Source organism: Kosakonia sacchari SP1 (genome assembly GCF_000300455.3).
Lineage (GTDB): Bacteria > Pseudomonadota > Gammaproteobacteria > Enterobacterales > Enterobacteriaceae > Kosakonia > Kosakonia sacchari.
This window is the reverse complement of the sequence record NZ_CP007215.2, coordinates 4,892,302-4,902,027: the sequence shown is the minus strand read 5'-3', so window position 1 is coordinate 4,902,027 and position 9,726 is coordinate 4,892,302. Positions and strand designations below refer to the sequence as shown.

General features: G+C 53.6%; 11 protein-coding genes. 10 read left to right on the top strand and 1 reads right to left on the bottom strand.

Going from position 1 to position 9,726, the window contains the following annotated elements; genetic code table 11:
* Positions 1 to 606: 606 nt before the first annotated feature.
* The 7 genes from rpmH (at position 607) to C813_RS46095 (ending at position 5,957) form a co-directional block, all read left to right on the top strand.
* Positions 607 to 747 carry a 50S ribosomal protein L34 gene (gene rpmH, locus C813_RS46735; protein WP_000831330.1) on the top strand — a complete coding sequence of 47 codons (141 nt, stop codon included), beginning with the start codon at positions 607 to 609 and terminating at the stop codon, positions 745 to 747.
* A gap of 16 nt (positions 748 to 763) precedes the next feature.
* On the top strand, positions 764 to 1,123 hold the full coding sequence (rnpA, locus tag C813_RS46115) for a ribonuclease P protein component (protein WP_017458071.1): 360 nt from the start codon (positions 764 to 766) through the stop codon (positions 1,121 to 1,123).
* Entirely contained in the window at positions 1,087 to 1,344 is a 258-nt protein-coding gene (yidD, locus tag C813_RS46730; protein ID WP_017458070.1) for a membrane protein insertion efficiency factor YidD, read from the top strand. Before rnpA ends, yidD begins: the two co-directional genes overlap by 37 nt.
* Before the next feature lie 2 nt (positions 1,345 to 1,346).
* Positions 1,347 to 2,993, top strand: coding sequence for a membrane protein insertase YidC (gene yidC / locus C813_RS46110; protein ID WP_017458069.1), 1,647 nt, complete (start codon positions 1,347 to 1,349; stop codon positions 2,991 to 2,993).
* Positions 2,994 to 3,065: 72 nt separating this feature from the next.
* Complete coding sequence (gene mnmE / locus C813_RS46105; protein WP_017458068.1) at positions 3,066 to 4,430, top strand: tRNA uridine-5-carboxymethylaminomethyl(34) synthesis GTPase MnmE; 1,365 nt, start codon at positions 3,066 to 3,068, stop codon at positions 4,428 to 4,430.
* Positions 4,431 to 4,627: 197 nt separating this feature from the next.
* Positions 4,628 to 5,371: a 4'-phosphopantetheinyl transferase family protein gene (locus C813_RS46100; protein ID WP_017458067.1), complete on the top strand. Its 744-nt coding sequence runs from the start codon at positions 4,628 to 4,630 to the stop codon at positions 5,369 to 5,371.
* A 19-nt stretch (positions 5,372 to 5,390) separates the two neighbouring features.
* Entirely contained in the window at positions 5,391 to 5,957 is a 567-nt protein-coding gene (locus C813_RS46095) for an NADPH-dependent FMN reductase (RefSeq protein WP_017458066.1), read from the top strand.
* A 37-nt stretch (positions 5,958 to 5,994) separates the two neighbouring features.
* Here the strand turns inward: C813_RS46095 and C813_RS46090 are convergent, their stop codons facing one another.
* Entirely contained in the window at positions 5,995 to 7,332 is a 1,338-nt protein-coding gene (locus C813_RS46090; protein WP_025263784.1) for an NCS2 family permease, read from the bottom strand.
* A gap of 169 nt (positions 7,333 to 7,501) precedes the next feature.
* Between C813_RS46090 and yieH the strand changes: the two genes are divergently transcribed.
* From yieH to C813_RS46075, 3 genes are read left to right on the top strand one after another with little or no spacing between them, the layout of a single operon-like run.
* Positions 7,502 to 8,167, top strand: a complete 666-nt coding sequence (gene yieH, locus C813_RS46085) for a 6-phosphogluconate phosphatase (protein ID WP_017458064.1) — start codon at positions 7,502 to 7,504, stop codon at positions 8,165 to 8,167.
* Positions 8,168 to 8,193: 26 nt separating this feature from the next.
* On the top strand, positions 8,194 to 8,781 hold the full coding sequence (gene cbrC, locus C813_RS46080; RefSeq protein ID WP_017458063.1) for a PF03691 family colicin E2 tolerance protein CbrC: 588 nt from the start codon (positions 8,194 to 8,196) through the stop codon (positions 8,779 to 8,781).
* A gap of 24 nt (positions 8,782 to 8,805) precedes the next feature.
* Positions 8,806 to 9,708 (top strand): ADP-ribosylglycohydrolase family protein, encoded by a 903-nt coding sequence (locus tag C813_RS46075; protein WP_017458062.1) that lies wholly within the window; start codon positions 8,806 to 8,808, stop codon positions 9,706 to 9,708.
* The last annotated feature ends 18 nt before the right edge of the window (positions 9,709 to 9,726 follow it).

Below are 9,726 nucleotides of genomic sequence, written 5' to 3'. Positions count from 1 at the left end.
GGCGGACTCCACTCGAACGAAAATCGATAAATAGTAAAGACAGAAACATTAATGTTTTTTGACACACGTCGATAAGACCCAACCGGGTGACGTGCGAACCGCTATTTACGGTTTTTTGCCCTGCTCACGATCCTGGATCGCGATCGGGACCGCGGATCATAGCGTAAACCGAGGCAGAGATCTTGTGTTTCTCACAGATTCTTCACTATTTATCCACAGGGCGATTCGGAATCGGGTAAGTGTAAACGATCCGACCAGACGTGCGAGACGATTTACGCCGCATATTGGAAAATTTAATGAGTAACGCCGATTTATTGCTTAAACGATCTAATGAAGATCCTGGAGGATCCTTGCGCTTTGCTGTTGGCTCCGTATAATTCTGCCCCCGGCGCGTCTTGCTCTTCTTCGGGCGTCGAATGCTGCTTATTTTTTGTGCGGATCTGTGCAAAAATAGGAGCGCAATAAGGAAAGAGAATTGACTCCGGAGTGTACAATTATTACAATCCGGCCTCTTTAATTACCCATGGCTTGCGCGCCAGTCGTTCGATATCCGTTCAGGCATACGCAAAAGTCAGTGAATTTATTCAAGTTTAGGTAGAAACCGCCATGAAACGCACTTTTCAACCGTCTGTACTGAAGCGCAACCGTTCTCACGGCTTCCGTGCTCGTATGGCTACTAAAAATGGTCGCCAGGTTCTGGCTCGTCGTCGCGCTAAAGGCCGCGCACGTCTGACCGTTTCCAAGTAATAAAGCTAACCCCTGAGTGGTTAAGCTCGCTTTTCCCAGGGAGTTACGTTTGTTAACTCCCACTCATTTCACTTTCGTCTTCCAGCAGCCACAACGGGCTGGCACGCCGCAAATCACCATCCTCGGCCGCCTGAATTCGCTGGGGCATCCCCGTATCGGTCTTACCGTCGCCAAAAAAAACGTCAAACGCGCCCATGAACGCAATCGGATTAAACGTCTGACGCGTGAAAGTTTCCGTTTACGCCAGCATGAACTGCCGGCAATGGATTTTGTGGTGGTGGCGAAGAAAGGGGTTGCCGACCTCGATAACCGTGCTCTCTCGGAAGCGTTGGAAAAATTATGGCGCCGCCATTGTCGCCTGGCTCAAGGGTCCTGATAGCCCTCATTCGGGTCTATCAACGCCTGATTAGTCCGCTACTCGGGCCGCACTGCCGTTTCACTCCAACCTGCTCTCACTATGGAATTGAGGCATTGCGCAGGTTTGGAGTGATAAAAGGCAGTTGGTTGACAGTGAAACGCGTATTAAAATGCCACCCTTTACACCCGGGTGGAGACGATCCCGTCCCGCCAGGACCTTCTAAAACCAGAGAACACTAACGATGGATTCGCAACGCAATCTTTTTATCATCGCTTTGTTGTTCGTGTCTTTCATGATCTGGCAAACGTGGGAGAAGGATAAAAATCCTCCTCCGGCGCAGCAGCAGACCACGCAGACTACGACCACCGCAGCGGGTAACGCAGCCGACCAGGGCGTTCCGGCCAGTGGCCAGGGGAAACTGATTACGGTTAAAACCGATGTGCTCGAGCTGACCATCAACACCCGTGGTGGTGATGTTGAGCAGGCACTGCTTCCGGCTTACCCGAAAGAGCTGGGTTCCAGCGAGCCGTTCCAGCTGTTGGAAACCACCCCGCAGTTTATCTATCAGGCGCAGAGCGGCCTGACAGGTCGTGATGGCCCGGATAACCCGGCGAACGGTCCACGTCCGCTGTATAACGTGGAAAAAGATGCGTTTGTGCTGGCCGATGGTCAGAACGAGCTGGCTATCCCGCTGACCTATACCGATGCGGCTGGCAACACCTTCACCAAAGTCTTCACCCTGAAACGCGGTGAATACACGGTGAACGTCGGCTATAACGTGCAGAACGCCAGCGAAAAACCGCTTGAAGTTGCTCCATTCGGTCAACTGAAGCAATCCATCAATCTGCCGTCTCATCGTGATACCGGCAGCAGCAACTTTGCGTTGCATACTTTCCGTGGCGCGGCGTACTCCACGCCAGACGCGAAGTATGAGAAATACAAATTCGACACCATCGCCGATAACGAAAACCTGAACGTCAGCTCCAATGGCGGTTGGGTTGCGATGCTGCAACAGTATTTCGCTACCGCGTGGATCCCGAACAGCAACAGTGCCAATAACTTCTACACCAGCAATCTGGGTAATGGCGTGGCCGCTATCGGCTACAAATCCCAGCCGGTGATTGTTCAGCCTGGCCAGACTACCGCGCTAAACAGCACCCTGTGGGTAGGCCCGGAGATTCAGGACAAAATGGCTGCTGCGGCACCGCACCTGGACCTGACCGTGGATTACGGCTGGTTGTGGTTCATCTCTCAGCCGCTGTTCAAGCTGCTGAAATGGATCCATAGCTTCCTCGGCAACTGGGGCTTCGCCATCATCGCCATCACCTTTATCGTACGTGGCATCATGTACCCGCTGACTAAAGCGCAGTACACCTCCATGGCGAAAATGCGCATGCTGCAGCCGAAAATTCAGGCGATGCGTGAGCGTTTAGGCGATGACAAACAGCGTATGAGCCAGGAAATGATGGCGATGTACAAAGCGGAAAAAGTGAACCCGCTAGGTGGCTGTTTCCCGCTGCTGATTCAGATGCCAATCTTCCTTGCACTGTACTACATGCTGATGGGTTCCGTTGAGCTGCGCCACGCGCCGTTCGCCCTGTGGATCCACGACTTGTCCGCGCAAGACCCGTACTACATCCTGCCGATCCTGATGGGCGTAACGATGTTCTTCATTCAGAAGATGTCGCCGACCACCGTGACCGACCCGATGCAGCAGAAGATCATGACCTTTATGCCGGTCATCTTCACGGTGTTCTTCCTGTGGTTCCCGTCAGGTCTGGTGCTGTACTATATCGTCAGCAACCTGGTGACCATCATTCAGCAGCAACTGATTTACCGTGGTCTGGAGAAACGCGGTTTGCATAGCCGCGAGAAGAAAAGCTCCTGACAGTAAGTCATAGCTCTACGGAAGGCGGTCAACTGACCGCCTTTCTTATTTTGAGATTTCGGATAATAAACCATGAACCACAACGACACGATTGTCGCCCAGGCAACCCCACCGGGACGCGGTGGCGTAGGCATCCTGCGTATTTCAGGCAGCAAAGCACGCGATGTAGCGCAAGCGGTGCTGGGCAAGCTCCCGAAACCGCGTTATGCCGACTATCTGCCGTTTATGGATGTCGACGGCACCGCGCTGGACCAGGGCATTGCACTGTGGTTCCCCGGCCCGAATTCTTTCACCGGTGAAGACGTGCTGGAGCTGCAAGGCCACGGCGGCCCGGTGATTCTCGATCTGCTGTTAAAACGCATCCTGACGCTGCCTGGGCTGCGTATCGCCAATCCGGGTGAGTTCTCTGAACGCGCATTCCTTAATGACAAGCTCGACCTGGCGCAGGCCGAGGCGATTGCCGACCTGATTGATGCCAGTTCTGAGCAGGCGGCACGTTCGGCGGTTAACTCATTGCAGGGCGCGTTTTCCGCCCGCGTGAATCACCTGGTGGAAGCACTTACTCACCTGCGCATCTACGTCGAAGCGGCGATTGATTTTCCGGATGAGGAGATCGATTTCCTCTCCGATGGCAAAATCGAAGCGCAACTGAATAACGTTATCGCCGATCTGGACGCCGTACGCGCCGAAGCGCGTCAGGGTAGCCTGCTGCGCGAAGGGATGAAGGTCGTCATTGCCGGACGCCCAAATGCCGGGAAATCGAGCCTGCTGAACGCGATGGCCGGGCGCGAAGCGGCAATCGTCACCGATATCGCCGGTACCACTCGCGACGTGCTGCGCGAACATATTCATATCGACGGTATGCCGCTGCATATCATTGATACCGCCGGGCTGCGCGAAGCCAGCGACGAAGTGGAACGGATTGGTATTGAACGCGCCTGGCAGGAGATCGAGCAAGCCGACCGCGTGCTGTTTATGGTGGATGGCACCACTACCGATGCCGTTGACCCGGCGGCGATCTGGCCTGATTTTATTGCCCGTTTGCCAGCGAAACTACCGATTACCGTGGTGCGCAATAAAGCCGACGTAACTGGCGAACCGCTGGGTCTTAGTGAAGTGAATAATCACTCACTTGTTCGTCTGTCAGCACGAACCGGTGAAGGTGTGGATGTGTTACGTCAGCATCTTAAACAGAGTATGGGCTTTGACACCAGCATGGAGGGCGGCTTCCTCGCGCGTCGTCGTCATTTACAAGCGCTGGAAACGGCCGCAGAGCATCTGCAACAGGGCAAATCGCAGCTGTTAGGTGCATGGGCGGGTGAACTGCTTGCCGAAGAGCTGCGCCTGGCACAGCAGAACTTAAGTGAAATCACTGGCGAATTTACCTCAGACGATTTGCTGGGACGCATTTTCTCAAGTTTCTGTATTGGTAAGTAATGACATGGCGGCCGTTTTAACGGCCGTTTGTGTTACTACGGTAGATTTTCCTAAAGTGTTTCGGATCAGCGAAAGAAAGTGTAAATATCCCCATTAGGACTTTTCAGATGCGAATTTCCGCATTAAAACCTATGCAGTATGGGCGATAATATTGATTATCGATTCGATCAACTCAGACCATTATCACGGAGAGAAAAATGGCGACGCACTTTGCAAGAGGGATCCTCTCAGAAGGGAATCTCATCTCTACCCGGTTACCACTAGCCTGCCATGATACGGCGCGCCAGCTTCCTGAACATCGCCGCTCACGCTTTCTCGCTTCCCGCGCGTTACTCGCCGAAATGCTGTTTATGCTTTACGGCGCGAGTGAACTGCCGGAAATCGAAGTTGAGCCAAGCGGAAGACCGAGATTTGTCGACAACAGCCTGCCACACTTCTCACTGGCGTATGCCGGGAACATGGTCGGTGTGGCGATCACTACCGAAGGCGAATGCGGGCTGGATATGGAGCTACAGCGCGCAACGCGTAGTTTTCATAGCCCGCATGGGCATAAACACACGTTCACCAATAATGAGCAGTTGTGGATCAACAACCAAAACGATGCTAACGAAGCGCAAACCCAGCTTTTGACCATACGCCAGAGCGTAATGAAGCTACTGCACCAGATGCAGGATGAGCCGGGCCAGTTACAGTTATTGCCAGGATCCGGGCGTCTTCGCGCCGCGCAGCTGTCACAGGTGGAAGTGATGTGTGACGCGGAAGATGTGCTGATTTGGTCGGTCGCGGTGAGTCCGGCAATCGAAAGCCTGAAGATCTGGGAATTCGACAGTCAAAAAGGGTGGCGTTATCTTTCTGATGTGCAAACGCGCGCTAACGATCCCGCGTCCCGCTTAATGCGATTCACCAGCCTGCCTGCGGAAAAAGCGCTTATCCTTAATTGATCCCTACACAGGAGTCATTATGTCTGCTGAACTCAAGGTTGTGACACTTCTCGGGAGCCTGCGCAAAGGCTCATTTAATGCCATGGTTGCACGCACGTTACCGAAACTTGCTCCGGCAGGAATGGAAGTGACGCCACTGACTTCCATTGCTGATATCCCACTGTATGACGCGGATATCCAGCAAGAAGAAGGTTTCCCGCAAAATGTGGAAGCAATTGCGGCACAAATTCGCGCAGCGGATGGCGTGGTCATTGTGACTCCAGAGTATAACTACTCCGTGCCAGGTGGCCTGAAGAACGCCATCGACTGGCTATCGCGTCTGCCTGAGCAACCGCTGGCCGGAAAACCGGTTTTGATCCAGACCAGTTCAATGGGCGCGATTGGCGGCGCACGCTGCCAGTATCATTTGCGTCAGATCCTGGTGTTCCTGGATGCGATGGTAATGAACAAGCCGGAGTTTATGGGCGGCGTGATCCAGAACAAGGTGGATCAGCAAACGGGAGAAGTGGTTGATCAAAGTACGCTCGACCATTTGACCGGGCAGCTAACGGCTTTTGGTGATTATATTCAGCGCGTTAAGCGGTAGTGGTAACTCCCTCTCCCTTACGGGAGAGGGAGAAAGATTAATGCGCGTCAATAAAAATGATTTTCAGCAGGAACAACACCGCAACCACCAGCACACACGGGCTCAGATCGCGCAAACGACCGGTGCCAATCTTCATCACACAGTAAGAGATAAAGCCGAGTGCGATACCTTCGGTAATCGAGAAGCTAAACGGCATCATCACCGCAGTGATAAACGCGGGTACGGCTTCTGTCATATCTTCCCATTTCACGCGCGCGAGACTGGAGGTCATCAGCACACCAACATAAATCAGCGCACCAGCAGCGGCATACGCCGGAACCATGCCCGCCAGCGGCGACAGGAAGATAACCAGCAAGAACAGCAGACCAACCACCACCGCGGTCAGGCCGGTACGCCCGCCGACAGACACGCCAGAAGATGATTCGATATACGCCGTCACGGAAGAGGTGCCGATAAACGAACCGGCGACCGAAGAGATGCTGTCAACGTACAGCGCCTGCTTCATGCGCGGGAATTTGCCGCTCTCATCCACCAGCCCGGCTTTATCCGTCACGCCAATCAGCGTACCGGAAGAGTCGAACAGGTTTACCAGCATAAACGAGAAGATCACGCCAGCCAGACCGATGTTAAACGAACCTGCCAGGTCAACGTTGCCGACAACAGACGCAACGCTCGGTGGTGCGGAAACGATGCCGTGGTACTGCACATCACCCATCAGCCAGCCCAGCAGCGTTGTCACAACAATAGAGATCAGCACCGCGGCGTGAATGTTGCGCGACGCCAGAATCGCGATGATAAAGAAACCGAGCACGCCCAGCAGGACACTGTGAGATGTCAGGTTGCCAATGCTCACCAGCGTCTCTTTGTTGGCGACGATAACACCGGCGTTTTTCAGCCCCATCATGCCAATAAACAAACCAATACCGCTGGTAATACCAACACGCAGGCTCACCGGGATATTGGCAATCATCCAGTAACGGACGCGGAAAATGGTTAACAGCAGCAGACCGACCGCGCCCCAGAAAATCGCGCCCATGCCAATCTGCCAGGAGAGGCCCATTGCGCCAACCACCACGAACGCAAAGAAAGCATTCAGACCCATGGCCGGCGCCAGTGCGACCGGCAAATTCGCCACCAGCCCCATCAAAATGCTGCCAAAAGCGGCAATCAGGCAAGTTGTTACAAATACTGCGCTGGTATCCATTCCGGCGACGCCCAGAATCTGGGGGTTAACAAAAACGATATACACCATCGTCAAAAACGTCGTGAAACCGGCGATCACTTCGGTGCGTGCCGAAGTACCGTGCTCGCGCAGTTTAAACACGCGGTCAAGCAACCCCTGGCCTGAAGCGTGGGTAGTGTGTTGTTGGCTCATTATCAATTTCCGGAATAGGAGGGAAAATTCGTCGCTATCCTATACCAAAATGAGACAATGTTGACGGTTATCACACACTTTTTTTCATTGAATTTGCTTATACGGCAACGATTGCGTCCCGTAATCTGCGTTAAGTAAACGTTAAACTTGCAATAAAACAGGAAACGGCATGTCCCACATTGAAGCGGTATTTTTCGACTGTGACGGCACCCTGGTCGACAGTGAAGTAATTTGTTCCCGCGCGTACGTGCATATGTTTGAAGCGTTTGGTATTTCGCTCGATCTCGACGAGGTTTTTAAACGATTTAAGGGTATGAAACTGTATGAAATCATCGACGTTATCGGCGAGGAGTACGGTAAACCGCTGGATAAAAGCGCGCTGGAGCCGGTGTACCGCGCGGAAGTGGCGCGTCTGTTTGACAGCGAGCTGGAAGTGATTACCGGTGCGAATGCATTGCTGGACGCGGTGGATATTCCTATGTGCGTCGTTTCTAATGGCCCCGTCAGCAAAATGCAACACTCTTTGGGCAAACTTGGAATGCTACATCACTTTCCTGAAAAACTGTTTAGCGGCTATGACATCCAACGCTGGAAGCCCGATCCGGCGATAATGTACCATGCAGCTAAAGCGCTTAATGTCGATCCGGCAAACTGTATTCTGGTGGATGATTCCACCGCCGGGGCGCAATCTGGTATCGCGGCAGGGATGGAAGTATTTTACTTCTGCGCCGATCCGCATAACAAACCCATCGACCACCCAAAAGTGACTACGTTCACTGATTTGGCGCAGTTGCCAGAGCTGTGGCGCGCTCGCGGGTGGCATGTTACGCGTTAATCTAAACCACTAAACAGGATGTTTTTATGGCCCAGACACATCGCCCTCTACCGGTATTTAAATATCACCCGCAACCTCTGGAAACCGGGGTGTTCTCTGAAGACAAAACGGTCACCTGCGCCTGCTGTCAGCAGCCGACCAATGTCTACTACACCAACCCGTTCTATACCCAGCAAGATGTCGATTATCTCTGCCCATGGTGTATTGCAGACGGTGCAGCCGCAGAGAAATTTGGCGGTAGCTTTCAGGATGAATCCTCTCTGGAGGGCATAGAAAGCGAGTTCGACGACGAAGGCGAATTTACCGGCTTTAAAAATCCCTGGCCGGAAGCCAGCGTGATTGAATTGACCGAAAGAACGCCGGGATATTGTGGCTGGCAGCAGGAGTTCTGGCTGGCGCACTGTAATGATTTCTGCGCCTTCGAAGGGTACGTAGGCTGGAAAGAGATTGCCGACAAGCTGGACCAATTTGCCGATCTGCAGGCCGACTGCGATGCTTTCGGCATTGATTACGAGAAGCTGCCCGAATACCTGCTCGACGGCGGTGATTGCCAGGGGTATCTCTTCCGCTGTCTGCATTGTGGGAAGCTGCGGCTGTGGGCCGATTTCTCCTGATGGAGAGCGACAGGAGCGCAACAGATGTCTGAATTACTAGCACGTTATCAGGGTTGCATGCTTGGGCTGGCCGCAGGAGATGCGGTTGGTACCACAGTTGAGTTCAGCGCGAAGGACTCCTTTCCACCCGTGACCGGGATGGTCGGCGGCGGCCCGTTTCATTTACAGGCCGGGCAATGGACTGATGATACCTCAATGGCGCTGTGCCTTGCGGAAAGTCTGGTCACCTGTAACGGGTTTGACGCAAAGGATCAGATGAACCGTTATCTGAACTGGTGGAAGTGGGGCTATTTAAGCTCTACGGGTCACTGTTTTGATATAGGCATGACCGTTGCCAGCGCGCTGCAGAAGTTCGCCAATGATGGCGAACCGTTTGCCGGTTCCAGCAATCCGCGAACAGCCGGTAACGGCTCGCTGATGCGTCTGGCGCCTGTCGTGCTATGGTTCTTTCCGGATCAAGCGCAAGTGCTGGAATATGCACAAGCCTCTTCACGCACGACGCACGCCGCGCCGGAAGCGCTCGCCAGCTGCCGTCTGTTCGCGCAACAGCTTATGAATGCCTTAAAGGGCAAAAGTAAGCGGGAAACGCTGACCGATATCGCGCTGTTGCCGGAGCAGGAAAACCTGCGCCATATCGCTGAAGGTCGCTATCTGCAAAAAACGCGGGCGGAGATTTTTGGTACCGGTTACTGCGTGCAGAGCCTGGAAGCTGCGCTGTGGTGTTTCGCCAAAGGTAACGACTTTGAAGAAACCATCCTGCTGGCCACCAACCTCGGCGATGATGCGGATACTACCGCCGCCATTGCCGGGCAACTGGCTGGCGCGTTTTACGGGATAAACGGCATTCCGCAAACGTGGCGTGACAAACTCTGGCAGTACGAGGATATCGATACGCTGGCAAGAAAGCTGCTGGCAAAATCGGCCTGAAAAAAACCCCCTCATCGC

Excerpts from the sequence above, each read along its gene's own strand:
- yidC (WP_017458069.1), top strand. The coding sequence starts at position 1,347 with ATGGATTCGCAACGCAATCTTTTTATCATCGCTTTGTTGTTCGTGTCT.
- cbrC (WP_017458063.1), top strand. The coding sequence starts at position 8,194 with ATGGCCCAGACACATCGCCCTCTACCGGTATTTAAATATCACCCGCAA.
- mnmE (WP_017458068.1), top strand. The coding sequence starts at position 3,066 with ATGAACCACAACGACACGATTGTCGCCCAGGCAACCCCACCGGGACGC.
- C813_RS46075 (WP_017458062.1), top strand. The coding sequence starts at position 8,806 with ATGTCTGAATTACTAGCACGTTATCAGGGTTGCATGCTTGGGCTGGCC.
- C813_RS46100 (WP_017458067.1), top strand. The coding sequence starts at position 4,628 with ATGGCGACGCACTTTGCAAGAGGGATCCTCTCAGAAGGGAATCTCATC.
- C813_RS46090 (WP_025263784.1), bottom strand. The coding sequence starts at position 7,332 with ATGAGCCAACAACACACTACCCACGCTTCAGGCCAGGGGTTGCTTGAC.
- rpmH (WP_000831330.1), top strand. The coding sequence starts at position 607 with ATGAAACGCACTTTTCAACCGTCTGTACTGAAGCGCAACCGTTCTCAC.
- yieH (WP_017458064.1), top strand. The coding sequence starts at position 7,502 with ATGTCCCACATTGAAGCGGTATTTTTCGACTGTGACGGCACCCTGGTC.
- C813_RS46095 (WP_017458066.1), top strand. The coding sequence starts at position 5,391 with ATGTCTGCTGAACTCAAGGTTGTGACACTTCTCGGGAGCCTGCGCAAA.
- yidD (WP_017458070.1), top strand. The coding sequence starts at position 1,087 with ATGGCGCCGCCATTGTCGCCTGGCTCAAGGGTCCTGATAGCCCTCATT.